Source organism: Microcoleus sp. A2-C3, assembly GCF_036706065.1.
In the GTDB taxonomy this organism is placed as follows: Bacteria; Cyanobacteriota; Cyanobacteriia; order Cyanobacteriales; family Microcoleaceae; genus Microcoleus.
Genome location: NZ_JAUBVX010000080.1, coordinates 1 through 23,846, shown reverse-complemented (window position 1 = coordinate 23,846; position 23,846 = coordinate 1). Strand labels below are relative to the sequence as shown.

General features: G+C 47.0%; 25 protein-coding genes and 1 riboswitch. Of the genes, 15 read left to right on the top strand and 10 right to left on the bottom strand.

The window, feature by feature from the left end:
- Positions 1 to 419 precede the first annotated feature (419 nt).
- Both QUB66_RS27830 and QUB66_RS27825 read right to left on the bottom strand, forming a co-directional pair.
- On the bottom strand, positions 420 to 1,130 hold the full coding sequence (locus QUB66_RS27830; protein WP_265238977.1) for a precorrin-2 C(20)-methyltransferase: 711 nt from the start codon (positions 1,128 to 1,130) through the stop codon (positions 420 to 422).
- Positions 1,127 to 1,756: a precorrin-8X methylmutase gene (locus tag QUB66_RS27825; protein ID WP_332970506.1), complete on the bottom strand. Its 630-nt coding sequence runs from the start codon at positions 1,754 to 1,756 to the stop codon at positions 1,127 to 1,129. Before QUB66_RS27825 ends, QUB66_RS27830 begins: the two co-directional genes overlap by 4 nt.
- Positions 1,757 to 1,778: 22 nt before the next feature.
- On the opposite strand from QUB66_RS27825, the gene QUB66_RS27820 reads away from it, so the two are divergent.
- Complete coding sequence (locus QUB66_RS27820) at positions 1,779 to 1,928, top strand: hypothetical protein (protein ID WP_332970505.1); 150 nt, start codon at positions 1,779 to 1,781, stop codon at positions 1,926 to 1,928.
- A gap of 106 nt (positions 1,929 to 2,034) precedes the next feature.
- Here QUB66_RS27820 and cobG read toward each other — a convergent pair whose 3' ends face one another.
- Complete coding sequence (gene cobG / locus QUB66_RS27815) at positions 2,035 to 3,477, bottom strand: precorrin-3B synthase (RefSeq protein WP_332970504.1); 1,443 nt, start codon at positions 3,475 to 3,477, stop codon at positions 2,035 to 2,037.
- Between the two features lie 56 nt (positions 3,478 to 3,533).
- Positions 3,534 to 3,613, bottom strand: a riboswitch (adenosylcobalamin-variant (AdoCbl-variant) riboswitch).
- Between the two features lie 230 nt (positions 3,614 to 3,843).
- Positions 3,844 to 4,539, bottom strand: a complete 696-nt coding sequence (locus tag QUB66_RS27810; RefSeq protein WP_332970503.1) for an Ig-like domain-containing protein — start codon at positions 4,537 to 4,539, stop codon at positions 3,844 to 3,846.
- Positions 4,540 to 4,759: 220 nt separating this feature from the next.
- On the opposite strand from QUB66_RS27810, the gene cbiE reads away from it, so the two are divergent.
- A complete protein-coding gene (cbiE, locus tag QUB66_RS27805) occupies positions 4,760 to 5,968 on the top strand; it encodes a precorrin-6y C5,15-methyltransferase (decarboxylating) subunit CbiE (protein ID WP_332970502.1) in 1,209 nt (402 codons plus the stop codon).
- A gap of 146 nt (positions 5,969 to 6,114) precedes the next feature.
- The gene (locus QUB66_RS27800; protein WP_332970501.1) at positions 6,115 to 6,483 is read left to right on the top strand and encodes a DUF433 domain-containing protein; all 369 of its coding nucleotides are present in this window, start codon (positions 6,115 to 6,117) and stop codon (positions 6,481 to 6,483) included.
- Positions 6,484 to 6,536: 53 nt separating this feature from the next.
- Here the strand turns inward: QUB66_RS27800 and QUB66_RS27795 are convergent, their stop codons facing one another.
- Genes QUB66_RS27795 through QUB66_RS27780 form a run of 4 tightly spaced genes read right to left on the bottom strand, consistent with a single transcriptional unit; the run spans position 6,537 to position 10,929 of the window.
- Positions 6,537 to 6,890, bottom strand: coding sequence for a XisI protein (locus tag QUB66_RS27795; RefSeq protein WP_265238971.1), 354 nt, complete (start codon positions 6,888 to 6,890; stop codon positions 6,537 to 6,539).
- Positions 6,865 to 7,251, bottom strand: coding sequence for a type II toxin-antitoxin system VapC family toxin (locus QUB66_RS27790; RefSeq protein WP_265238970.1), 387 nt, complete (start codon positions 7,249 to 7,251; stop codon positions 6,865 to 6,867). The genes QUB66_RS27795 and QUB66_RS27790 overlap by 26 nt, the downstream gene beginning before the upstream one ends.
- Positions 7,248 to 7,475, bottom strand: a complete 228-nt coding sequence (vapB, locus tag QUB66_RS27785) for a type II toxin-antitoxin system VapB family antitoxin (RefSeq protein ID WP_265238969.1) — start codon at positions 7,473 to 7,475, stop codon at positions 7,248 to 7,250. The genes QUB66_RS27790 and vapB overlap by 4 nt, the downstream gene beginning before the upstream one ends.
- A gap of 46 nt (positions 7,476 to 7,521) precedes the next feature.
- Positions 7,522 to 10,929 (bottom strand): class I SAM-dependent DNA methyltransferase, encoded by a 3,408-nt coding sequence (locus tag QUB66_RS27780; RefSeq protein ID WP_332970500.1) that lies wholly within the window; start codon positions 10,927 to 10,929, stop codon positions 7,522 to 7,524.
- A gap of 376 nt (positions 10,930 to 11,305) precedes the next feature.
- Here QUB66_RS27780 and QUB66_RS27775 point away from each other — a divergent pair, with 376 nt between their 5' ends.
- From QUB66_RS27775 to QUB66_RS27760, 4 genes are all read left to right on the top strand, one after another.
- The gene (locus QUB66_RS27775) at positions 11,306 to 11,509 is read left to right on the top strand and encodes a type II toxin-antitoxin system HicB family antitoxin (protein WP_106148859.1); all 204 of its coding nucleotides are present in this window, start codon (positions 11,306 to 11,308) and stop codon (positions 11,507 to 11,509) included.
- Positions 11,506 to 11,724: a type II toxin-antitoxin system HicA family toxin gene (locus tag QUB66_RS27770; protein ID WP_332970499.1), complete on the top strand. Its 219-nt coding sequence runs from the start codon at positions 11,506 to 11,508 to the stop codon at positions 11,722 to 11,724. Before QUB66_RS27775 ends, QUB66_RS27770 begins: the two co-directional genes overlap by 4 nt.
- 272 nt (positions 11,725 to 11,996) lie before the next feature.
- Entirely contained in the window at positions 11,997 to 12,401 is a 405-nt protein-coding gene (locus tag QUB66_RS27765) for a RusA family crossover junction endodeoxyribonuclease (RefSeq protein ID WP_332970498.1), read from the top strand.
- Positions 12,398 to 13,081, top strand: coding sequence for a hypothetical protein (locus tag QUB66_RS27760; RefSeq protein ID WP_332970497.1), 684 nt, complete (start codon positions 12,398 to 12,400; stop codon positions 13,079 to 13,081). Before QUB66_RS27765 ends, QUB66_RS27760 begins: the two co-directional genes overlap by 4 nt.
- Positions 13,082 to 13,178: 97 nt before the next feature.
- Here the strand turns inward: QUB66_RS27760 and cphA are convergent, their stop codons facing one another.
- Both cphA and QUB66_RS27750 read right to left on the bottom strand, forming a co-directional pair.
- A complete protein-coding gene (cphA, locus tag QUB66_RS27755; RefSeq protein WP_332970496.1) occupies positions 13,179 to 15,902 on the bottom strand; it encodes a cyanophycin synthetase in 2,724 nt (907 codons plus the stop codon).
- Positions 15,903 to 16,374: 472 nt separating this feature from the next.
- A complete protein-coding gene (locus QUB66_RS27750; protein ID WP_265238963.1) occupies positions 16,375 to 17,268 on the bottom strand; it encodes a cyanophycinase in 894 nt (297 codons plus the stop codon).
- A 329-nt stretch (positions 17,269 to 17,597) separates the two neighbouring features.
- On the opposite strand from QUB66_RS27750, the gene trmD reads away from it, so the two are divergent.
- The 8 genes from trmD (at position 17,598) to larB (ending at position 23,584) form a co-directional block, all read left to right on the top strand.
- Positions 17,598 to 18,272 carry a tRNA (guanosine(37)-N1)-methyltransferase TrmD gene (gene trmD, locus QUB66_RS27745; protein WP_265238962.1) on the top strand — a complete coding sequence of 225 codons (675 nt, stop codon included), beginning with the start codon at positions 17,598 to 17,600 and terminating at the stop codon, positions 18,270 to 18,272.
- A 162-nt stretch (positions 18,273 to 18,434) separates the two neighbouring features.
- Entirely contained in the window at positions 18,435 to 19,001 is a 567-nt protein-coding gene (locus QUB66_RS27740) for a zeta toxin family protein (protein WP_332970495.1), read from the top strand.
- A 1-nt stretch (position 19,002) separates the two neighbouring features.
- Positions 19,003 to 19,182 (top strand): hypothetical protein, encoded by a 180-nt coding sequence (locus QUB66_RS27735; RefSeq protein WP_265238960.1) that lies wholly within the window; start codon positions 19,003 to 19,005, stop codon positions 19,180 to 19,182.
- 93 nt (positions 19,183 to 19,275) lie between these two features.
- Positions 19,276 to 19,755 (top strand): 2-C-methyl-D-erythritol 2,4-cyclodiphosphate synthase, encoded by a 480-nt coding sequence (ispF, locus tag QUB66_RS27730; protein WP_265238959.1) that lies wholly within the window; start codon positions 19,276 to 19,278, stop codon positions 19,753 to 19,755.
- A 68-nt stretch (positions 19,756 to 19,823) separates the two neighbouring features.
- Positions 19,824 to 20,372, top strand: coding sequence for a hypothetical protein (locus QUB66_RS27725; protein ID WP_332970494.1), 549 nt, complete (start codon positions 19,824 to 19,826; stop codon positions 20,370 to 20,372).
- Complete coding sequence (locus QUB66_RS27720; RefSeq protein WP_332970493.1) at positions 20,350 to 20,922, top strand: PIN domain-containing protein; 573 nt, start codon at positions 20,350 to 20,352, stop codon at positions 20,920 to 20,922. Before QUB66_RS27725 ends, QUB66_RS27720 begins: the two co-directional genes overlap by 23 nt.
- Positions 20,923 to 20,950: 28 nt before the next feature.
- Positions 20,951 to 22,723: an ABC transporter substrate-binding protein gene (locus tag QUB66_RS27715; RefSeq protein ID WP_332970492.1), complete on the top strand. Its 1,773-nt coding sequence runs from the start codon at positions 20,951 to 20,953 to the stop codon at positions 22,721 to 22,723.
- An 81-nt stretch (positions 22,724 to 22,804) separates the two neighbouring features.
- Positions 22,805 to 23,584 carry a nickel pincer cofactor biosynthesis protein LarB gene (gene larB, locus QUB66_RS27710; RefSeq protein ID WP_265238955.1) on the top strand — a complete coding sequence of 260 codons (780 nt, stop codon included), beginning with the start codon at positions 22,805 to 22,807 and terminating at the stop codon, positions 23,582 to 23,584.
- Positions 23,585 to 23,846 lie beyond the last annotated feature (262 nt).

The window sequence follows — 23,846 nt, the reverse complement described above, 5'->3', positions numbered from 1 at the left end:
GACCCAGTTGCAAAACTGCGACCACAGATTGGCGCTTTCGCGCTGCTGTAAGGTTGCTGTCATTGTTTTATGATTGCGTTATGTATTTTTCAATGTTCGTGACGGCTTTGTGTTCCGCCATGTAATAAACATAAAGCATATTCTCAGCTTTGTAAAGAGATGTAACAACAGTTTAACTGATGGGAGATATAAGCTTGAGCTATAACTATCGTAAATTGTGGAAAAAAGGCAAAGAATTGACACAAACAGGATAAGCCTGGAAGTGTGCCGCTTTCAGGCACGGGATAGTCAGTTGATTTGAGGTGAGAGATGAGAGATTTTAGATTGACTGCACAGATAAATCTGGCCGATATCTCTCATTTGTAAACTTTGTTTGAGATCCATAACTCCTGTCTTGAAGCAAGTATCCGTCTGTGAGCTCAAGATACAGACTTTTGCTGGCTGGGTATCATCACCAGTGCCCAATAGGGAACCTCTGCCGGATCGACATCTGCGATCGCCCGAATTCGCTGATTCGGCATAGTTGCGCGTTCTATATATAGTGCGCGATCGAACTGTCCCAACTCAATCAGCACATCCCGGACTTTCGCAAAGTGCCTCCCCAGCTTAATAATCACAGCAGCATCAACCAGCGCCAGCCGATCGCGCAAAATATCCGCATCCAGCGTCGCAGGCATAATACTTAACACATCGTTACGATAAGTTAACGGCACTCCCAGCGCACTCGCACTCGCCATAGTCGAAGAAATTCCTGGCACAACTTCGGTAGTAAACTTTCCCGACAAGCGGTTAAACAAATACATAAACGAGCCGTAGAGAAAAGGTTCGCCCTCGCACAAAACCGCCACATCCCGGCCCTCGGTGAGGTGGGCGGCAATTTTCTCGGCTGCAATATCATAATAAGGTTGAGACGATCGCGTGGGACTAAAAGGCAGCGGCATCGGAATCTCAATTTGTTCTGGACGCAAATAATCTGCGACGATCGCCCGCGCCAGCACCTTACCATTTTCCATCGCCGGATACGCAATCACCGGCACCGATTGCAAAATCCGATAAGCTTTCAATGTAATCAATTCCGGATCGCCAGGGCCGATACCCAATCCGTACAATTTACCAGTAGTCTTAGTCATAGTTCGTCCTCTTGAGCTAACGCATTCACGGCCGCCGTTGCCATTGCACTGCCACCTCGGCGCCCGTGTAGCGCGATAAATGGCACTCCCCGACTGTTGGCAGCGAGTTCGGCTTTGGATTCAGCCGCCCCCACAAATCCTACCGGGAAACCCAGAATTAACGCTGGTTTGGGAGCTCCCGCATCTAGCATTTCCAGCAGTCGGAATAAAGCAGTCGGGGCATTGCCGATCGCGACAACTGCACCATCTAACTTATCTAGCCATAAATCGAGTGCTGCTGCCGATCGAGTATTTCCGATTTGGCGCGCCAACTCCGGGACATCGGGATGCCAGAGGGTGCAAATCACCTGATTATTAGCAGGTAGGCGTTTGCGGGTGATGCCTTCGGCTATCATTCGCGCATCGCACAAAATCGGCGCGCCTGCTGCGAGGGCTTTGCGCCCGTGGGTGGCGGCACCGGGGGAAGCTGCTAAGTCTGCAACAATATCTGTCATTCCGCAACTGTGAATTAGTCGCACGGCGACTGTTTCTAAGTCTGCTGGTAGGCTTGACAAGTCTGCTTCGGCGCGGATTGTGGCGAAGGATTTTGTGTAGATTTCTGTTCCGTCTCGGATGTAGTCAATCATTTAAATAATTGGGAATTGGGAATTGGGAATTGGGAATTGGGAATTGGGAATTGGGAATTGGGAATTGGGAATTGGGAATTGGGCATTGGGAATTGGGAATTGGGCATTGGGAATTAAAAGACTGTACTTAACTTTATTTGAAATGGCTATGACAATTTTGTTTGATTGGTGAAATAGGTTTTTTAAATGAACCGCGAAGGCGCGTTAGGCGAAGCCGCGCGTAAGCGCTAGGGCGCGAAGGAAGAAAGAGAAGGGGAGATGATTACAATTTTTCGCTTTTAATGATTTTCTGAACTCAGTAATTTTTGCAATTTGTCGATCGCCCATCGATCGCAAAATTCGCCGAATGACTCGCCCGGTTCTCGAAGTTGGTGGTAGGCGCGCAGCATTTGCTCGATCGCGCGGGGCATCTCGGCTACAGTCACAGCGGGGAAGATTTGCCGTCCAAAGGGCAAGTCTTTTTTACCTACATAAATGTTGTAACCTGCGATCGTCTGGTTTCCCTGCTCAATCTGAATTCCTATTAGGGTGATGTCAATTGGCTGGTGTTGGGCGCAGGATTTTTCGCAGCCGCTGAAATGGATGTTTATCGATCGGTCGATCGTCAGTTTTTGCGCTAAATCCCTCGCCATTTCTAGGGCGTGACTTTGAGTATCTGTCGCCGCCGACGCGCAGCCGCTGCTACCGGCGCAAGCAACTAAGCAGGAATCTAGGTTAGTTGCGGATGAGTGCAATCCTAAATCGGCGATTTGCTGTTTGACCTCAGAAACTTGGGAGTTGGGGATGTCGGAAATCACCAGATTTTGCCACGGTGTAAGCCTCAGAGTGCCGTTGGCGAGATTTTGGGCTAAATTTGCCAAATTCCGCAGTTGCTTTGATTCTAGCTTGCCTAAAGGCAGGGCAATGCCGATGTAGGAGAAATCCGACTGTCGCTGACGGTGGATGCCGAGATTGGCGTTGGGTTCGATCGCTCTTTCTGAAAGTTCGATCGCGCTTCGCCCCAAGGGAAACGGCAATTTTGCTTCTACTTTTTCGAGATAACTTTCAACGCCCCAATCAGCTAGCAAGTGCCGCAAGCGCGGTTTTTTGCCCTCAATTCGCGGCCGATTTTTGGTGTATTCCAGATAGATATTAGCGAGGGATGCTAATACTGAAATAGTTTGCGATTGTTCGATAATAATTCCTGTATTGCTGTTGAAATACAGGCGAAAAACCATTTCAGAATTTGTCGGCAGGCTTTCTGCTACTAATAAAATATCGTTCCGTAAATTGCGGATTGAAACTAATTCTCCGCCATCAAAACCAATGCTGAATTTAGCGGAAAGTTCCGATAACTCAGGATGAGTTTGCAGGTAATCATCCCAAGCTTTCACTAGGGGGCGAGTATCGAGTAACTGCTGTCTGTCGATTCCTGCTGTTGGGCTTGCCATCATATTACGAATCGGGTCAACTTCAACGCGGCGAGACGCTAATCCCAATTCCTGCAAATCTTGCCAAACTTCTGGGGGAATTTCTGAGTGCAATTCTCTAATTTGCAAATTTGCGCGATTTGTGATTTGCAAACAGCCGGTACTGTAGCGATCAACTAAATTGGCGATCGTCCAACATTGCTGTACGCTTAAAATTCCCCCCGGAATCCGCATTCTCGATAAAACTCCGTCTCGGGCGCGGGAACCGGAGAATAGGCCCGGACAAGTCGGTAAATCAGTCAAAACTAACAAATAATCTCCTTCCCCGTGCGACGCAGGGAACCTACAAGTAAACGCGCAAAACGCGCCCCGAAATCGGCATTCTGACTCTCACAGTTGCGGCACAGCGCCGGAATTGCACCGGACTTTCCCGCTTTCAGGTTTAAGAAATGTATCACAAGTCGATCGCCCGCAGCGAAAATTCTCAACTTTCTTAACAAATGCCCGCTAATTTTGTATAGTTTTCAGAGGAATAGCGAGAAACAGACTTTTTTACAAAAATATAAAGGTTGCAGACCGCAGATTCGCTAAAAAACCCGGTTTCTTTGGTTAAAGTGCATCCAGGACTCAGTTAAATTGATTCGCTGGCCCAGATTCATACCAATGCAACGATACTTGTTATTTTATGGTTAATTTGGCTTGGCTAGTGCGATCGCCCATTGCCCCAGTAATAGTAACAGTTCCCGGTCGCAGCGCTTGAAATGTGCCCGCTGATTGCGTTTGAGCAAGCAACGGCTCCAGATTGGGAGATTTGCTGGGTGCACCAGGTATCGGTTGCTGATAGTCTGTAGTCGAAAATCGGAAATAAGTTACTGGCGGAAGCAATCTCCCCTTTGAATCGGAGACAAACATTTTAAAGGTAATGCGATCGCCCACGCGGACGGTTGCAACTTCTGGTAGAATCCGAAGTGTCCAATCAGGCGGGTAAACAATACCGGACATAGAGAGTGTTTCTTCTCCACCTTTTTTTGCGAAGACGGCAAACTTTCCCGGCGCAATACCCGTCACAATTCCATCTAGGGAAACTTGGACGACTCCTGCATTATCGGACGACCACACCCACTCTTTCTCGGACTGCGTAGAATTTCGTACAATACACCCTGAAGGGTCGTCGGTACTCCCGATTTTTAGCTTAGTCGTTTGACCCACAATTAAAGGCTGTACTTCCCGATGATCGTAGTTAAGGCAAGGGGGACCGTCAACTATACCTAGAAATACTCTCAACTCCCATACCGTAATACCTATGAATCCGAATAACAGGGCGATCGCAGTTACGCAGCCGAACCCGATTACTTCCTTCTGTTTGTTATTCATATTTAATATTGGTTTTTTTTGTATCTATTGATGAACTTGGCTTTGAGTATGTTGTCGCAAGCTGCGTGAAGCGAAGCTATCCCGTAGGGAATCGCCCAAACATCGAGTCGCAAAAAGTAGCAGAAAGACTGGGAATGAGGCAAGTAGAAGCAAGAATTATGAATAAAAATCCCATATTATTCTTGAGAATTGATAAGTTGTAATTAACAGTAAAAACTCAATGGACAAATGGCTTTCGGTGGTGGGGATTGGCGAAGACGGACTTTTGGGATTGAGCCCGATCGCCCTTTCCCTACTCGATCAATCTAAAATCGTTGTCGGGGGCGCGCGCCACCTCGCAATGCTACCAACAGACGACACCCGCGAAAAATTAATTTGGGCTTCACCACTACAAACAACAGTTGACAGCATCATCAGCCGTCGAGGAGAGTCTGTTTGCGTGCTCGCAAGTGGCGATCCGATGTGTCACGGGATTGGTGTCACGCTGTCGCGCCAAATTCCGATCGCCGAAATGACAATAATTCCCGCAGCATCGGCTTTTAGTCTGATTTGCGCGCGTTTGGGTTGGGCGCTGGCGGATGTTGAGACTTTTAGTTTAACAAATCGCCCGATCGCCTCGATCGCCCTTGCTTTCTATCCCGGTGCGCGCTTGCTAGTCTTGAGTGCCGATCGACACACACCGGGAAAAGTCGCCGAATTGTTGACACAGCGGGGGTTTGGCAGCAGTTTGATGACTGTGTTCGAGCGGATGGGGTCGGAGGCGGAACGGCGGATCGAGGGGGTTGCAGCGGCTTGGAATGTGGCGGATTTGGCGGATTTGAACGCGATCGCCATTGCAGTTGCAGCCGATCGCGAAACTCTGCTGCTTCCCCGCACTTCGGGTTTACCGGATGCTGCGTATCGCCACGATGGACAGTTGACTAAACGGGAGGTTAGAGCCGTTACGCTGTCTTCATTAGCGCCGATTCCGGGGGAGTTGCTGTGGGATGTGGGCGCTGGCTGCGGCTCGATCGCGATTGAGTGGATGCGGTGTCATCGGAGTTGTCGGGCGATCGCGATCGAGCGTCATCCAACTAGACTGGAATATATTGCCGAAAATGCCTCTAATTTGGGTGTTCCCGAACTCAAAATCGTGGCGGGAGACGCACCGGCTGCTTTGGCAAATTTGCCGCAACCGGATGCTATTTTCATTGGCGGTGGTGTTACTGCTGAGGCTTTGTTAGAAACTTGTTGGAATGCTTTGGGTGAGGGCGGCCGTTTGGTGGTAAATGCGGTGACTGTTGAAAGCGAATTAAAGGTTTTGCAATGGCATTCTTTGCACGGCGGCGAATTGATCAGAATTGGGATTCAGCGCACGGGGGCGATCGGTTCTTTTGTGGGTTGGAAACCGCTGGCACCGATTACTCAGTGGGCGGTAGTTAAGGGGTAATATCAATTCTGATTTGGATCGGAATTATTTAACCACAGAGTACGCAGAGAACACAGAGGAAGAGATGAGAGAGATGAATCATGATAGGTGTCTTCTGTCCACTATGCTAATATGAAAGTTAGTTTACATTGTTTTATGAGGTCGTCATGACCAGTTCGCTATCTTCTACAAGCATTTCTCGCTATGTCACCCGCAATCCTGAAGTTTTGCAGGGGGAACCGATTATTGCAGACACTCAAGTTACTGTACGGGATATTGTGGTGTTTTGGAAATCGGGAATAAAGCCTGAAGAAATCCCACAGAAGTTACTTCAACTCGTGACGGCTGCTCAAGTGTTTGATGCGATTAGCTTTTATTTGGATAATCAGCTAGAAATTGACGATCGGATTGCTTGGTATGAGGCGCGTCCGATGTTGAATGTTTCGCCTCTTTTGAGATGTAATCCGTTGCTGAATGAAGTCACGAAATATGTTGAAGCATATCGCCGCGATCGAAATGATGAATCATTCCGATGAAGAGCGGATTTGATCTAAAAGGCGATCGATGAATTTAATGGAGAGGCAATTTCCTATGCAACTCCATACCCTGTATACTCTCGCGCATAGGGAGGCTGAACTCCTAACACGATCTCTTCTTTGGAAATCCCCATTTGTACTAATTTATCAGCCAAACTTCGATCGGTTTGATTGCGCTGAATCCAAATTTTTCCATCCTTGATATCTAAGTGAATGAAGCAGTTATAAATACGGTGATGTTCATTCCATCCTAAATCGATAACCAGATAGCGATCGCGTTCTTTGTCAAAAACAAATTCTACTTCTATCTGACCATTAATTGGCGGGTCTTCACCCGATTCGATCAGTAACTTTTCGATGCACTGGCGATAATAATCTAGTTTATTCCCAGAGTTTTTGAACAGCATAAGCATCAAACATTTCATCACGGCTGACTAAAACTAAAGAATGATTAATGGATTGAGCAATTAAAATGCGATCGAATGGATCGCGATGATGGAATGGTAGGTTGCGAACCTGTACAGTATCCGCAAATGAAATTGGCAGTAACAAGATGCCAGCAGCAGGTAACTGAGCTTCGATGTCTGCATAGTCTGTTTGCAGTTTCAGTTTACCAATGCTGACTTTGATGGCAATTTCCCAAAGACTGGCAATACTCAAATAGACTCTATCGGCGGATTCAATCTGCTCCTTCAAGGTAAGTGATAGGTTAGGAGCATTTTCTGAAAACCAAATAAAAGTGTGAGTATCGAGGAGCAATGCACTCATTCCATATACTCCTGAAAATCCTCTAATGGTACATCAAAGTTATCGGAAAGCGGTAAAACAAATGTGCCTTTCATCATCCCTGCTTGACGTTTCTTTTGAGGAGGATTTACGGCAAACTCGTTAGTTGCATATTTTGCCGCCAAGAATTCTACATAGTGTAGCACTTCCTGTTTCAGGGAATCTGGCAACTTGACCAGGGTTTCTAAGATGGTGGTTTCTAGCATTAGATAACCTCTTGATGGATAAGCTCATGATAACAAGTGCAACGCCCTAAACTTCTGCAAGATGCCAGAAAGTCACGCCACCTTCATCGTGACTGAGCAAAATTCCCAAATCTTCCAAGCTTTCCAAACAGTCGAGAATGACTTTTTGTTTGCGATTTGCTGCTTTGAAATGGGAGGTGACTTGGGTAGCAGTCCATTCGCCGCTTTGGGTGCCCAATAAGTCGCGGATGGCGGAAAGTTGCTCTTTGAGGGTTTTGGGAAAGGGTTGTTGTTCGGTGGGAATAATCGCGGTTTCGGTTTCGGTGATGATACCTTCGAGAGTTGGTTGTACATAGGTTTCGCCGGGAGATTGGTAGTCGGGGCGCAGCCAGCGAATCTGTCCGTTGCGTTCTTCTTCGGCGCGTTGGGCGTTGAGTGTGACGAGGTTTTCGAGGATTTGGTCGTCGGTGAGGGTGGATTCCCAACCGTAGGCGGCAAATACGGCGGTATCGAGTTCGTCGTGGATTTGTTTGAGGGTGGAGACTAGGGCTTTTTGGTTGAAGGCTTTGTCTTTGTCGTTGAGGGGTTCGCCTTTGCGGAGTTGTTCGAGGAGGTTGTACATCCCGGTGATGGTGACTTCGGGGTTAGCGGTTTGGACTCGTTTGCGGTGGCTGTCGAGGCGTTCTCCGAGTTCGCGGATGGTTTGTTTTTGGGTTTCGGTTGGGTCGGGGAATGGGAAGGGGTCGAAGCATCGAGTTTTGTTGTAACGCGGTCTATCTTCTAATGTTCCGCCTGCTACTACTGCCCACACAACATGAATTCGACTCGAAAGAACTCCCAAGAAATAAGCATCATCAAGGGCGATCGCAATCAACATATTATCAGGTAAAACATTTCGATCTAAAAATACGAATACTCGATGTTTCGCTGTTTCTACTGTAGCCATGTAACGCTGTAGTGCCTTTAGTGCTGGTCGAATTTCAGTTCTGGGACGACCAAATATCCACCAGTTTTCTCGGAGGCTCTTATCACGGTTAGTATCTCGTTCAGGTTTAACTTTATCTAACACCCATTGGAATGCTTTTGGATATAGTTCTTGAGCTTGATCAGCTTTTAGACCAAATAAATCAATGACGCGCACATTGCGAGAACGTTGCATAAAGTCTCGTCCATTGATGTATGAGAAAAGAACTTCAGACTCAATCTCTTTAAAGTCAGATTGCTCAACAATAAACCCCGAACTAAATAGCATAACACCTCGACTGGAGATCCTATCATTAGCCAGAAGCGGTTGAGATTGAGTTAAATCAGCACCAGCTTGAAGGTTACTAAAAATTAGCCCTACCTTCTGCAACTGCACTTCTACTTGCTCTGCTGAGTCTTCGGGTGTCTCTCCTTCACACTCAGCAACTACTGTACCAAGTTCGGCAATCCTTACAGGCTTTTTGAGGTCATCTAATTCACCTGCTGTAATTGCAATTCTGACTGCTGCACCTCCATCAATCCAAGGGTGATCGGGAATAGCAAAAATTAATCTGGTTGGACTCTTCTGTGCAAAATGAAAATCAATAACTTTCCGCTGCCGAACTTGGCGAATACTGTTTGTGGTAATAAATCCAAATCGCTCAACTTGACTCAATCGAACCAATTCCGCTGCTTTGTGCCACCAGTACATTACAAAATCAACAGTATCCGGCACATCCTTATAAACTTTCCTCAACGTTTCTGCATACCCATCCCCTAACATCTCCCGCATCCTCGCATTTCCAATAAACGGCGGATTCGACACAATATAATCCGCCTCCGGCCACACCGTAGCCCTCGGATTCAAATACCGATAAATCGTTACTTGATCTGTCGGATCGGGAATATCCTCACCAGTCACCGGACTTTTCATCATCCGTCCCCCCCAGCGAGTCCGTACCTTCCCCGCCGCATCGACATCAGGTTCTACCCCGTCATAGGCCAACACCGCATCCCCGTGTTCAATATTCTTGTACTCCCGCAACACAGGTTCGATCGGCGGAAGATCCCCAAATCGCCGAAAATGCCACTGCAAATAGCCAATCCAAATTACCAAATCTGCGATCGCCGCCGCCCTCGGATTAATCTCAATCCCCAAAAACTGACTCGGATTCACTTGATTAATATCCAACCGCAACTGTGCCGCGCCTGTAACATCCTCCAAACGCCGCAACACCTCCGACTCCAACCCCTTCAACAAATCCAACGTCACATACAAAAAATTCCCAGATCCACACGCCGGATCGAGAATTTTCACCTGTTGTAACTCCGTCAAAAATGCCTCTAAAACTGCGATCGCCTTTTTTTGCTGATTTGCAGTCGGTTCCGCTTCCCCCGCGTTGAGCAACTGTTTAACCTCCGCTTGTACCGCAATCCAGCGATCGCCCAAAGGCTCCATCACCACCGGTTTTACCAACCGTTCCACATACGATCGCGGCGTATAATGCGCCCCCAACTTACTTCTTTCCCGCGTATCCAGCGCCCTCTCCAACAACGTCCCAAAAATCGCCGGTTCCACATTACACCAATCCCGTTTCGCCGCCTGTAACAACACCTGCAACTGCGCCTTTGTCAACGCAAACGCGCCAGAATCCGCAAACAATCCGCCATTAAACCGCAACAACTTGCCATGAAAACCAAAAATCGTCCCCTCATTCATCGCTTCCCACAGCGCCTCTACCTCCGGTTTAAACGTCTTCGGGTTGAGAATCCATCGCGTTTCCAGCGCCTGAGTAAACAGATGTTCCTTCAGCAACCCCACATCCTCAGCAAACATAGTAAAAATACAGCGCATCAAAAACTGGGCGACTTGCTGCGGATCGACATTCGCCTCCATTCCCTTCGCCAACTCTGCCAAATCTGCCGCCACTTCCCGCGTCACCCGCGCCGCAATCTTCTCCGGGTTGCGCTGCTGCGGATTGCTGAAAATATCCACAAACAGATCGAAAACATCCGCTTTTCGGAGTTCGGTTAACCCAATTTCTCGCCGCGCCCCATAGCCACCATAGTCGCCACTAAATCCCATCCACAACTCAAAATGGTCGCCAATATCGCAAGTTAACAAAAACGGCGGTTTGCTGCTGAGACTGCGCGTATAGGCAACTGCTTGCACAAAGGCTTTCTCCATTTCTCGCAAATAGGTATTGGTTCCTCGCTTTGCAGTTCCCTTTTTACCCGTGGTTCCGCCCTGTTTTGCTTCTATTAAAAAATGCTCTGCTTTGTGAAAGTCGATAAACCCCGGAGTCACTTTCCCGCTGGGGTGAAAAATTTTGACATCTTTATCAAAGCAGTAGGGATCGTTGGGAATTCTGCCTTTATCGATCGGGCGATCGACTCCCAGCGCATCGGACATTTCCGAAAAAAATAGCTGGTAGTTTGCCCGTTCGTTACCGCTAGAACCGTCCCAGCGTGTGATGAATGTTTCGACTCTGGTGCGATCGGCTTCATTCATTTTTCAACCCTGCTGCTTGCTTTTTCCTTATTCTATAGTTAGATTGGTTCGGATTGGCAATTTATACCAATTTCAGAAAGTAGCGCTAGATATTACCCCCCCAACCCCCCCCGTGAGTTCGGCTTGGCTCAGACTTCATCAGCATATCTTTAGAAAAATGGTATTATCTTGCGATTTTGCTTTATAGCAACCGCCTTGGCGGTTAGGACGCTTTAGTATTGATATTTGCTATAATATGTTTGACGATATTCCTAGATACAAGCGGAGTCAAAAACCCGGCTTCTGCCTTAAAGTCGATCGTTCACAACGAAGATTTTGCGTAGCAACCGGGTTTTTATAGCTTTAGTGTTTGAAAAATACCTCACTCAATAAATGTATGAAAATTAGAGCGATCGTACATCCCGCAGAAGAAGGTGGCTATTGGGCAGAAGTTCCAGGGCTTCCCGGCTGCATAACTGAAGGAGACACGATAGAAGAAGTAATAATTAATTTAAAAGATGCGATTGAAGGTTGGCTCGAAGTTGCTAATAGTCGTGAAGCAATTGCCTCCACAGATCGAGTCGTGGAAATTGCTGTATGAAATCTATTTCGGGGAAGCGACTTTGTAAAATAGTAGAGCAGAAAGGTTGGGTTTTGAAAAGAGTTACCGGCAGTCATCATATCTATGAAAACCCGGAACTAGAACAAATTTTGTCAATTCCTGTTCACCGAAATCAAGATTTGAAAGTTGGAACCTTGAGAGCATTAATGAAAATAGCTCAGCTATCTGAGGAAGATTTACAAAGTTTTTCTTAAGTATAAGCTATTCTGCATTTAAATTGCATATTCGACGCGGGCTCGCGTGCCCACCCCACTCATTGTTTGATTGATTATTGACACACAATTTAAATGCGGAACTGCTTAGCACAATACGGTTCACTTAATTCAACGTAGGGTGCGTCGCCAAAAACAACTCTCGCCCCACAACGCCAGATTAAACGAGCGACGCACCCTACAACTGGCACCGATTACTCAGTGGGTGGTAGTTAAAAGGTAAAATAATCCCCAATCTTCTATTTAGAAACACTTTGGCGAGATTTGAGTTCATAGTAGATGGCCCACCAGTATCACAACAAGCTCGTAGGCGAGATCGTCTTAAAGCTTGGAAAATCACGGTGAGGCAAGAGGCAGAAAAATACTGGTCTTCGGAGCAGAAAACAGCTACTGGCCTAGTTATGCTCCAGATAACTTATTTCTACGATTCTGTTAAAATCGATGTGGACAATATAGTAAAGCCAATTCAAGATGCAATTATCGGGCGACGCTATGTCGATGACGATCAAGTAACTGATGTCCTAGCCCGCAAGAGGAATTTATCAGGTAACTTTAAAGTAGAAAATATGACCTCAATTCTGGCGGAAGGATTTGCCCGTGGCAATGAATTCTTGCACATTGTCGTAATTGATGCTCCTGATCAAGAGGTACTGACATGATCGCAACCGCAACTGCAAACATAGAAAGAGAGCGACTGCTAAAACTAGCAGAGGAGTATCGTGAGAAAGGTTATGAAATTTCATTTCATCCAAACTCTGAAGATTTACCGGACTTCCTTAAAAGCTATCGCCCGGATCTGATAGTGCGCCGGGGCGAAGAGTCGGTGGTTATTGTAGTCAAGTCACGCGCTTCACTCTACTCACCCTCTAGTACATATCTACGCAATTTAGCCCAAGCAGTAGCAGAAAATCCTGGTTGGAGGTTTGAGTTAGTGATGACTAACTCGGAGGATGCAGTCGAGGTTCCCAAAGCTGAGGATTCTTTTCAAGAACATGAAATAGAGTTGGGTTTACAAGTTGCCAAGCAACTTGTCACACAACATTTAGAGTCAGCAATGCTATATTCTTGGTCTTTAGTTGAGGCAACTTTGAGGATTGTTGCCCAGAAAGAAAAGCTAAGTTTGCAAAGATTATATCCGCTGTATTTAGTGAAACAACTGACGGTGGAGGGCGTAATTTCTAAATCTGAGTATCAGTTATTAATGAATGCGCTTTCTTTGCGGAATGCTATTGCTCACGGGTTTAAAACTACACAACTTACGCAAAAATCTGTATGCGAACTGATTGAACTGGCCGAAAAATTATTGAAAGATTTGCATACTGGCGATGGAGCAGGCTAAAATTTTAAAAAGCACAAAAACTACGTAATTTTTCAAACAAATAGGTTGGGTTTAACGCAATTAAACCCAACCTATTAATTCAATGAAAATTTACAGTTTAGCCTTGATTTACCACTGTCGGTTTTAAACTATTCTGCGATTCAGAAACCCGATCGACAATAGCAGCATTTACCACAGATTCCTGAATCGGCTTCCGCGCTTCAATCAAAGTCAGAGCTTTGGTGACGCCTTCCGGTAAAATCACCACCAAACTGCCCTTCGGCGCTTCATCTAAAGCCTTGTTAACAGCAATTGTTTCGTCGAGAATCAACTCGTATTGAACTTTGGATTGATCTGGGGTGCGTGCAGCGATCGCCTCGGCAATGCCCTGACAAATCAACTTAGCCACGACACCGGGTTCTCGGCCACGTCTGTCAATATCTTCTTTGACAATAATACGATCGAACATATCGGCCGAAAGTTTGCCCAGGGTGACAAAATCTTCATCTCGTCTATCCCCTGGCGCACCAACTACCCCGATCCGCATTCCCTGCCAATTCAGCACGAAACTGCCCAAAGCTTTGTAGCTGTGCGGGTTGTGGGCGTAGTCCAGCAAAGCGTGATAGCTGCCCAAATTAAACAAATTCATCCGTCCGGGAGTTTGACCGACGGATGCTTGAAAGCTTGACAAAGCCGATCGAATATCCTCTATTTTCACTCCTTGGGCAAAAGCCGCCAAACAAGCCGCTAAAGCATTAGCAATCATAAACGGCGCGCGCCCGCCCATCGTCAGCGGCACATTCACAGCCTGCTCAATTCTCAGTGTCCAATCGCCTTTTAAGATTGACAAATACCCATTTTCGTAAATCGCAGACAGCCCGCCCGCTGCGGTGTGTTTGGCAACCAGTTCGTTGTCCGGGTTCATCGAAAAATATGCAATTTGAGCCTTGACACGCTGCGCCATATGTGATACCAGCGGGTCGTCTGCATTCAAAACTGCATAGCCTTTGGGCATTACTGACTCGACGAGGACGCTCTTGAGCTTGGCTAGTTGTTCCACGGTTTCGATATCGCCGATGCCCAAGTGATCGGCTGCGACGTTCAAAACAACGCCCACATCGCACTGATCGAAGCCCAAGCCCGATCGCAAAATTCCACCTCTAGCCGTTTCCAGCACCGCCACTTCCACCGTCGGATCGGACAAAATCAACTGAGCACTCTGCGGCCCAGTATTATCTCCGCTATTGACCAAATATTCACCGATGTAAGTGCCGTCGGTAGTCGTGTAACCGGTAATTTGACCCGTTTGCTTGACAATGTGGGCCAGCAGGCGAGTGGTTGTAGTTTTGCCGTTGGTTCCAGTTACCGCTAAAATCGGCACCCGGCTGGGTTGAGGCGATGGGAAAAGCATATCGAAGACTGCGCCGGCGACGTTGCGGGGCAAACCCTGACTCGGCGCGACGTGCATTCTGAAACCCGGTGCGGCGTTGACTTCGACGATGACGCTGTTCGTATCGCGCAGGGGTTGGGAAATGTCGGATGTTACTACGTCAATGCCGGCGATGTCCAAACCGATGATTTTGGCGACTCTGGAAAACAGCCAGACGTTTTCGGGGTGGATTTCGTCGGTGCGATCGACTGCAATGCCACCGGTGCTCAAATTTGCTGTCGCGCGCAAAAATACTCTTTCGCCGGCGGGCACTACGGAGTCCATCGCGTATCCTTGTTTTTGCAGCAAATCGAGGGTCAATTTGTCGATCGTGATCCGGGTGAGCACGTTGTCGTGTCCGTCTCCCCGCTGTGGATCGCGGTTCACTTCTTCAACGAGCTGTTCTACTGTAGACTTGCCGTTACCCACGACGTTAGCGGGGACTCGTTCTGCTACTGCTACTACTTGCCCGTTGACGACTAATACTCTGTGGTCGCGGCCGGTGTAATAGCGCTCAACAATCACATTTTTGGTTTTCGATGCTGCGCTGGCTAAGTCGTAGGCTTCTTCTGCTACTTCCCAGGAGTTGATGTCGATCGTAATTCCGCGTCCGTGGTTGCCATCTAGGGGTTTAAGGACGATCGGAAAACCGCCGACATCTTCGATCGCCGCGCGCAGTTCATCCAAATAATTAATCACCGTCCCTCTGGGAACCGGCACGCCGGCAGCACCGAGGATATTTTTAGTACCTTCCTTATCGCAGGCTAGTTCTACCCCCAAAACTCCCGTGCGGTTGCTCAGAGTTGCCTGAATCCGCTTTTGGTGTACCCCGTAGCCTAGTTGAATCATAAACCGGGCGCTCAAGGGTATCCAGGGAATACCGCGAGCTTCTGCTTCCTTAATCAGTGTTTCCGTGCTCGGCCCAAGGGCAGCCGACAAAGCAAACTCTCTGAGATCTCTTAAATCTTGGACTAATTCTGCGGCTGGATAAGAGCCAGTATCGGCAATGCTCTGGCACATCCGCACACCCGCGCGGGTAGCATAGCGACCTGCTTGTTCGTTTTGATACTCGATTACTACTTGGTAAGTGCCTGGTGTGGCAGTCTCGCGGGTGCGACCGAAGCCGACCGGCATTCCTGCCATTTGCTGAAGTTCTAGGGCTACGTGTTCGATGACGTGTCCCATCATCGTGCCTTCTCTGACACGTTGCAGGAAGCCTCCCCGATGGCCGGGAGAACAGTAATGGTCGTCCAAACTCGGCAGCGCGGCAATCAACCCTTCGTAGAATCCAGGAATTTGCGCTGTGGTTTTATCTGCCAACTCTTCTAAATCCAGACGCATGAGGACAAGTTTGTGGCGTCTGATGCTCCAGTAGTTGGGGCCGCGTAACGTCTGAATTTTAAGTATTTTCATGACAGTAAGAGGGGTATGGGTCGCTAAATCTTATAGGTAATTGGAGCATTTATTCAATTTGGATCTAGATTGCTCGATCGACTGTTCGCTGCGAACAGTTTGGCATTGAATTTCCAGTTATGGGCCGCCAGTCTATTTTAGATTTTAGATTTTAGATTTTAGATTTACTCTACAGATCAACCTGGAAGCTTGAATTTTGATCTAAAATCTTGGGTTCTCCACATTCATAGCGTCGGGGCTTGTACCCGTTTTTGGACTGGCCAGTGTTGAAAATTTATGGCTGAGCGATCGGCTAAACAGAAGTACAAGTCAATGGCAGCAATAAACTAGAAGTCAGAAGGTAGAATCTTCTGTGATTCTACCTTCTGGCGTCAGCCTGTGGCTGGTTCGGAATATATCCTTTCGTCGTATCCATTATTCGGCCGGAATGCCGCATAATTTCTCCCGAATCAATGACTCTAATGTTCTGCGTTTAGTTAGCTGTGCGGCATTCCACAGGCCATCCCGACTCGGAACAGGCTGCCGATGGCATTGGTTTGCCTAGGGGCATATTGTAGCAATCTCCGTGACACAGAACGTGCAAGCGCATATTGAACAGACTTAAGGGTTCTGTCGCTCCTACTAGGGCTTCGTTGGTATAAAAATTTTCCCTAGAATCAACAATAGTCACAGTGCCTTTACCTAGAACTTTCATAGTATCATCTCCCTCAAACAAAGCGCAGGTGTCTTCATCAATACCAATAGCAAGGCGATCGGGATGGCAAGCCACAGCCGACAGCAAGCGAGCCATGCGGTTGCGGTTGTGAAAATGCTGGTCTACGATGATCTCAGGAATAATGTTCAGTCCGTTTGCCATGTCTACTAAAGAACGGTTCGGCGGGGCGCCACTGCCGCCGCCTGCAATCATGTGATATCCCATCACCGCAGCACCTGCGCTGGTGCCGGCGAGGGTAATCTTGCCCGAAAGAGCATATTCGCGAATTTTCTCCATCAGCGGGGTGTCAGCCAGCAGCCCACAGAGTCGCAGTTGGTCGCCGCCTGTGATAAATACGCCTGTACAGTCTTCTAAATAATCTTTCCAGACTGGGTTTTCGCCTTGTTCGCGTTCGCGGATGTCAATGACTTTGACGGCGCTAACGCCCATTTCATCAAATATGGTGCGGTAGCGGTTGCTAATTCCTTCGGGATCTCGCGAGGCGCAGGGGACGATCGCCAGCCGAGCGTTTGCACCCCCAGCACGGCAAAAAAAGGTATTCAGAATCTCTCGCCCGTGAACTTTGTCTTCGGCCCCCCCGATGACCATAATCGAGGTTTTTGTGCGCTGGGCAATATTGTGTTCTAGGGCTTGAGATGTCAACTGCTGCATGGTGTGTCTTCCTCTGTGAGATGTGAAATTTAATTTTGCCGTGGCTGTGGGTACAATGGGGCTTTTTAAGAGTGAATATTTTTTTGGTGCGGGGTAGGACTATCCCGCAGTCGTTTGGGGTGAGTTTACTCGCATCGGCTGTCCTGAGAACAGATTTCTGAGAACAGATGATCTTTATACAAAACTAGCCCGTAAACAAAGGAAGAGAATTTAACTTACAAAAATTCTCAGAAATTATAAGAAATTATAAAAAATAAAGCAATTACTGAAAACCGATCTACCTCTAAGGGTCAAACTAGAGGGTGATGTGTCAATAAATTCCAATTATTGTGCGATTTGACGTTGTTACCCTATTTCCAGACTTTTTCCTGGCTCCCCTAGCATCGGGACTGATGGGCAAAGCCTTAGCTAAAAAGATTGCTGAGGTAAATTTTGTCAATCCCCGCCATTTTACCACAGACAAGCACCAGCGAGTCGATGACGAGCCTTACGGGGGTGGAGTGGGGATGCTGATGAAGCCGGAACCGATTTTTGCGGCGGTGGAGTCGCTGCCGATTTTGCCGAGGCGGGAGGTGATTTTGCTGACTCCGCAAGGGGAACCGATGCAGCAGCCGATGTTTCGGGAATTCGCGACGGAATGCGATCAGTTAGTGTTGATTTGCGGACATTATGAGGGTGTGGACGATCGAGTGCTGCATTTGGTCACTCGCGAGGTGTCTCTGGGCGATTTTGTGCTCACGGGGGGCGAAATTCCCGCTTTGGCCTTGATTAATGGGGTTTTGCGATTGCTGCGGGGAACTGTAGCAAAGGAAGATTCCCTGAAGTTTGAGAGTTTTGAAGACGGGCTTTTGGATTATCCGCAGTACACTAGGCCGGCGGATTTTCGGGGATTGAAGGTGCCCGATGTGTTGCTGTCTGGGAATCACGCCCAAATTGCTCGCTGGCGCAAGGAACAGCAAATTGCCAGAACTCGCCAAAGGCGGCCGGATTTGCTAGCGGATTAATTAACTAAAGTTAGGATCGCAAATTAAATAATTTACACAAGTTTGTGGGATGGGCGTCCCGCCCGTCCAGAAAGAACGGGCGGGACGCCCATCCCACAAGAACAATAAAGATTGTAAGTTATTTAATTTTCATTCTTTAGTGTAAATTTAACTGTTGAATGTATGCCGAATCTTTACATAATTGGCGGCGCTAACGGTTCCGGGAAAACCACAGCATCAATGAGTTTATTGCCCAACTTTCTGGACTGTTTTGAATATGTCAATGCTGATGCGATCGCGGCGGCACTTTCACCATTCAATCAAGAGTCCGTAGCCATTACCGCCGGACGCATTATGCTAGAAAGACTGCAAACTCTGTCTAATTCTGGAACTGATTTTGCCTTTGAGACTACTCTGGCGGCCCGCAGCTTTGCAGCTTTTCTCAGAAGTTGTAAAACAAAAGATTATACAATTAACTTAATTTACTTTTGGTTGCGATCGCCAGAACTAGCCATAGCAAGAGTAGCCCGACGGGTAGCTAGCGGCGGTCATTCTATCCCAGAAGATGTCATCCGCCGTCGCTATGACAGAGGACTGCGAAATTTGATTGCTCTGTATTTGCCACTGTGCGACAATTGGATTATCTATGACAACTCTCACGAAACTGCTCAGTTAGTGGCAGAAGGGAGTATCGAGGAAGAACAGATAATCTATAATGTTGAAAGCTGGAATCAAATAACTCAAAAATAAAATGAAACAATCAAAACCCAGACAACTTTTATCTACAAAAATTAATGTTGGACTGAAATCGGCAGTTGCCGCAGCTATAGAAAGACACCGCAAATTAGGTGAATCTATTGCTGTTTGGCAAGATGGGAAAGTAGTAATTTTAACGGCCGATCGCATTCCTCCAATATCTGCCCAAAAGTAAAACAAGTCGATCGCCCAAAAAACTCGCTGATCGCCAGACAAACTGTGCAATAATTTCCTACTGTCTGCGTTCCCCAAACATCTACTTTTTGACATGAACATCCGCATTGGTAACGGCTACGACATTCACTGCTTAGTTCCAGAACGCCCTCTGATCCTCGGTGGCGTACACATTCCCCACGAATTAGGCTTATTAGGACACAGCGACGCTGACGCGCTCACCCACGCGATCATGGACGCGATGCTGGGAGCTCTCAGTTTAGGAGATATCGGGCTTTATTTCCCGCCAACTGACCCGAAATGGAAAGGTGCAGACAGTCTAGTGTTGCTGGCACAAGTCAATCAGTTAATATTAGATAAAGGGTGGGAAATTGGCAATATTGATTCGGTGGTGGTGGCCGAACGTCCGAAGCTGAAACCGCATATTGAGCAAATGCGCGATCGGCTTTCTGGTGTTTTACAATTAAAACCCGACCAAATTGGCATCAAAGCTACTACTAACGAAAAGTTAGGCCCCGTGGGGAGAGAGGAAGGAATTGCAGCCTATGCTGTAGTTTTGCTGGGCCAAAAATAGAACTCTATCATCTAAAATTGACTGTGGAGTCAATTGTTTAATCCAAAATCGCTAGGAAGCCTGAAATCATGGACACTGACAACTGGGAGTTACAATTTCCTGTAGACGCGGATGTGATCGCGTTGGATAAGGACGATCGCATAGTCGTGCTAATCGAGGTTAAAATTATTCAAGCTGAAGAAGCAGCGGCGAAACAGAAAATTGTCGATCGCGCGATCGATTGGCTGAAAGCTGTATTAGCTAACCTGTCTGAAAAAAACGCGATCGTTCCCTATGCTATGTTTATTGACGCGGAAAAAATTTTGATTTTCAAATGGGATGGCGTGAATTTATCAGAACCTGTTTGCACTCTCAATACTGGTGAAATATGTCGCTATTATATGCCTACGTTTGGCAGTAAATGGCTCTCTGAACTTACCCTTGGCGGGCTGATAGAAACGTGGCTGCATGACTTAGATTATAACTGGAAATCAAAGATTTCGCCAGCATCGGAGCAGATAGCAGCCATCGGTTTGCTGCCATTACTCGCAGGTGAAACAACAAAATCAGGAGTGGAATTAGGTGGCAATTATATATATCGAGACCAACTTTCTGATGAGTATTGCTACAGGGCGTGAGGCTGAAGCAATTATGTTGCTTAGAGATTTGTCTTCCTCAGTTCAGTTAGTCATACCCAGCGTTTGTTATAGGTCGGCTTGGTCAGCTTTCGAGGACGAGTTGAAGCGACACAACTCTTTTAAGCAACAGCTAAGTCGTCAAATTAGTGAAACAAAGCGAGATGTTACCTCTCAAAAAGTCGCATCTCTATCTTTTTACCTAGAAGAGTCATTACTTTACTATCTAGAACGAATAGATGAACTTGAATTGCGGTTGCGAGAAGCAATTTCTCTGATGTCAGAAAATGCAGAAATGATTGTACTAAATTTAGAGATTATTCAATCGAGTTTAAACACAGCTATCATCAAAAAAGACCCAACAGACAATTTGATTCTACACTGTATCCTTAGTCATGCCCGATCGCATTCTACAGAAAGCAAAGTATTTCTCAGCGGTAACGTCAAAGAATTTGGTCTGTCGAAAGTTCGAGATGCTTTGCAGGAAGTCGGGATAACTAAGTATTTTTCGCGCACTGAAGACTTTCTGGGTTGGCTACAATCTCAGTCATAATTGCACGCAGGTGGTAAACTAAATTCTTATGAAAAATTTCCCTATTTTACATTCAAAGCGCCGCTGGCTGGCTGTTTTGCTAGCTCTAATTGCCACTATCAGTCTGTCTGCTTGTACTCCGGTGCGATCGACTTTAGCAAACAGACTCATCGTTCCCACCCCCAGCGGCCCGTCTACCTTCAATTACCCGCTAAATCAATCTGCATATAGCGTTTTTGGCTATATGTACGAGGGATTGCTCAACGAAAACGGCTTGACATCGAAGCTAGAACCTGGTTTAGCAGAGTCCTGGGAAGTTTCTAAAGATGGCAAAAAGATTGTCTTCACCCTGCGAGATGGCTTGAAATGGTCTGACGGCGAAGCGATGACAACTGATGACATTATCTTCACCTATGAAAAAATTTATTTCAATGATAAAATTCCTAGCGGATTGAAAGATACTCTGAGGGTTGGTATAAGCCGTCAATTGCCCAAACTCAAAAAAATTGACAGCCGCCGCGTTGAATTTTCAGTGGCAGAACCTTTTGCTCCTTTTGTTAGATTTGCTGGGGGAATACCAATTTTACCAGCTCATATTTTGCAGGAATATGCCACCAATACAGAGGCTGACGGTAAGCCTAAATACCTGTCTGCTTGGGGCACGGATACTGACCCCAAAAAAATTGTCGGTAACGGCCAATACCGAATGTTGAGCTATACTCCCAACCAGCGCGTTGTTTTGGAACGAAATCCATATTTTTGGCGCAAAGATACAGAAGGTAACAGTCAGCCTTATATCCAGCAAATTGTCTGGCAAATTATCGAAAATACGGATAATCAATTGCTAAATTTTCGATCGGGCGATTTGGATACTCTGGACGTGCAGCCGGAGGTGTTCCCGCTGCTGAAACGGGAGGAAAAACGTGGAAAATATACGGTGTTTAATGGCGGCCCAGATACTGGCAGCGTGTTTATGTGTTTCAATCTGAATAAGGGGCGCAATCCTCAAAATCAGCCGTTTGTAGACCCGGTTAAGTCTCGCTGGTTCGCGAGTAAGGAGTTTCGGCAGGCCGTAGCCTATGGCATCAACCGCGACGCCATGACTAACAATATCTATCGCGGACTTGGCGCGCCGCTGCATTCCCCAATTCCGGCGCAAAGCCCGTTTTACTTGTCTCCAGAACAGGGATTGAAAACTTACAGTTACGACCCGCAGAAATCGAAAGAGTTACTGTTAAGTGCAGGATTCAAGTATAATAGTAACGGCGAATTGTTGGATACTGAGGGTAACAAAGTGCGCTTTACTTTGTTGATGGCTGCTGGTAAAAAAGCGCGGGAGCAAATGGGAACGCAAATTAAACAAGATTTGGGTAAACTGGGGATGCAAATTGACACGCAGTTTCTGAGTTTTAACACTTATGTCGAAAAGCTGCGTTTGACTAAAAATTGGGATACTTATCTCGGCGGTTTTACGGGAGGGCTGGAACCCCACAGCGGCTACAATATTTGGTCTGTTAAGGGGACTTTACACAGTTTCAACCAGGGCCCGTTAGGGACAGAACCGCCGATTAAGGGTTGGGAAGTGGCGGAGTGGGAGCAGAAAATTGATGACCTTTATGTGAAGGCTTCTCAGGAGCTTGACGAGGCGAAGCGCAAGGAGCTTTATGGGGAGACGCAGCGGATTATAGCGGAACAAGTGCCTTTTATTTATATGGTGAATCCGCTGACTTTTGAGGCGGTGCGCGATCGCGTATCCGGAATTCGCTATAGTGCGATCGGCGGTGCTTTCTGGAATTTGTATGAACTAAAAATTGCCGAATAGTCAGTTGTCAGTTGTCAGTTGTCAGTTGTCAGTTGTCATTGGTCATTAGTCAGTAGTCATTGGTCATTAGTAAATTAATTCATGGAACCTGAAATTTTACAGAAGTTACTCGAATCCGTGGCGGCCGGCGATGTTAGCCCGATCGCAGCTTTGGACAAATTAAAGCATTTTGACTTTCAACAAGTCGGTGATTTTGCCAAAATTGACCATCACCGCACCTTAAGAACTGGTTTTCCTGAAGTCATCTTGGGCCCAGGGAAAACACCAGACCAAATTGTCGAAATTATCGAGGCGATGCGCGGGCGAAATCCTGTGGTGATGGCGACGCGAATTGAACCGTTCGTTTTCGAGCAATTGCAGCAAAAAATACCCGATTTGTGCTACTACCAAAAAGCTCGAATTTGTGCAATTTCTGCTAATTCCCCAACTTGGCAGCATCCGGGTACTGTGACTATCATCAGTGCGGGAACAGCGGATTTGCCTGTGGCGGAAGAAGCGGCAGTTACGGCGGAACTTTGCGGTTTTCAGGTGCGGCGTTTGTGGGACGTGGGAGTTGCTGGAATTCACCGCTTGTTGAATAATCGGCACGTGATTGATGATGCTGATGTGTTGATTACGGTTGCTGGTATGGAAGGTGCTTTGCCGAGTGTGGTTGCGGGTTTAGCGGATTGTCCGGTGATTGCGGTGCCGACAAGTGTTGGTTACGGCGCGAGTTTTGGCGGGATTGCTCCTCTTTTAACTATGCTTAATTCTTGTGCCGCTGGTGTGGGTGTGGTGAATATTGATAACGGATTTGGGGCGGCGATTTTAGCTTGCCAAATCTTGAGAAGCGCTGGGCGAGTGGGAAGAATGGGAAAATGAGAGAATGGGAGAATGGGAAAGGAGGAATAGTTTTGAGGTAAGGATTCAGGTCAAGAATAGTTGAGAGTCCAGAAATCTGGTAGTCAGATGAGGGAAGAACAAGAGTCAGCAGCACTGAAAATCAAAATAGTTGAGCAGTGGAGCCATGAGGAACTGGTCAAAATCGTTGGGAGTCCAGAAATATGGTAAGGGACTCGCGGAAAAATAAAATACCAGTCAAAATGGGATAATCGTGATATCCCATTTTGGTAAAGTTTCAGAA

What these genes read in the sequence shown, in the direction of transcription:
- QUB66_RS27830 (WP_265238977.1), bottom strand. Translation starts at nt 1,130, where the DNA reads ATGACTAAGACTACTGGTAAATTGTACGGATTGGGTATCGGCCCTGGC.
- QUB66_RS27825 (WP_332970506.1), bottom strand. Translation starts at nt 1,756, where the DNA reads ATGATTGACTACATCCGAGACGGAACAGAAATCTACACAAAATCCTTC.
- QUB66_RS27810 (WP_332970503.1), bottom strand. Translation starts at nt 4,539, where the DNA reads ATGAATAACAAACAGAAGGAAGTAATCGGGTTCGGCTGCGTAACTGCG.
- cbiE (WP_332970502.1), top strand. Translation starts at nt 4,760, where the DNA reads ATGGACAAATGGCTTTCGGTGGTGGGGATTGGCGAAGACGGACTTTTG.
- QUB66_RS27800 (WP_332970501.1), top strand. Translation starts at nt 6,115, where the DNA reads ATGACCAGTTCGCTATCTTCTACAAGCATTTCTCGCTATGTCACCCGC.
- QUB66_RS27795 (WP_265238971.1), bottom strand. Translation starts at nt 6,890, where the DNA reads ATGCTGTTCAAAAACTCTGGGAATAAACTAGATTATTATCGCCAGTGC.
- QUB66_RS27790 (WP_265238970.1), bottom strand. Translation starts at nt 7,251, where the DNA reads ATGAGTGCATTGCTCCTCGATACTCACACTTTTATTTGGTTTTCAGAA.
- vapB (WP_265238969.1), bottom strand. Translation starts at nt 7,475, where the DNA reads ATGCTAGAAACCACCATCTTAGAAACCCTGGTCAAGTTGCCAGATTCC.
- QUB66_RS27780 (WP_332970500.1), bottom strand. Translation starts at nt 10,929, where the DNA reads ATGAATGAAGCCGATCGCACCAGAGTCGAAACATTCATCACACGCTGG.
- QUB66_RS27775 (WP_106148859.1), top strand. Translation starts at nt 11,306, where the DNA reads ATGAAAATTAGAGCGATCGTACATCCCGCAGAAGAAGGTGGCTATTGG.
- QUB66_RS27770 (WP_332970499.1), top strand. Translation starts at nt 11,506, where the DNA reads ATGAAATCTATTTCGGGGAAGCGACTTTGTAAAATAGTAGAGCAGAAA.
- QUB66_RS27760 (WP_332970497.1), top strand. Translation starts at nt 12,398, where the DNA reads ATGATCGCAACCGCAACTGCAAACATAGAAAGAGAGCGACTGCTAAAA.
- cphA (WP_332970496.1), bottom strand. Translation starts at nt 15,902, where the DNA reads ATGAAAATACTTAAAATTCAGACGTTACGCGGCCCCAACTACTGGAGC.
- QUB66_RS27750 (WP_265238963.1), bottom strand. Translation starts at nt 17,268, where the DNA reads ATGCAGCAGTTGACATCTCAAGCCCTAGAACACAATATTGCCCAGCGC.
- QUB66_RS27740 (WP_332970495.1), top strand. Translation starts at nt 18,435, where the DNA reads ATGCCGAATCTTTACATAATTGGCGGCGCTAACGGTTCCGGGAAAACC.
- QUB66_RS27735 (WP_265238960.1), top strand. Translation starts at nt 19,003, where the DNA reads ATGAAACAATCAAAACCCAGACAACTTTTATCTACAAAAATTAATGTT.
- ispF (WP_265238959.1), top strand. Translation starts at nt 19,276, where the DNA reads ATGAACATCCGCATTGGTAACGGCTACGACATTCACTGCTTAGTTCCA.
- QUB66_RS27725 (WP_332970494.1), top strand. Translation starts at nt 19,824, where the DNA reads ATGGACACTGACAACTGGGAGTTACAATTTCCTGTAGACGCGGATGTG.
- QUB66_RS27720 (WP_332970493.1), top strand. Translation starts at nt 20,350, where the DNA reads ATGAGTATTGCTACAGGGCGTGAGGCTGAAGCAATTATGTTGCTTAGA.
- QUB66_RS27715 (WP_332970492.1), top strand. Translation starts at nt 20,951, where the DNA reads ATGAAAAATTTCCCTATTTTACATTCAAAGCGCCGCTGGCTGGCTGTT.
- larB (WP_265238955.1), top strand. Translation starts at nt 22,805, where the DNA reads ATGGAACCTGAAATTTTACAGAAGTTACTCGAATCCGTGGCGGCCGGC.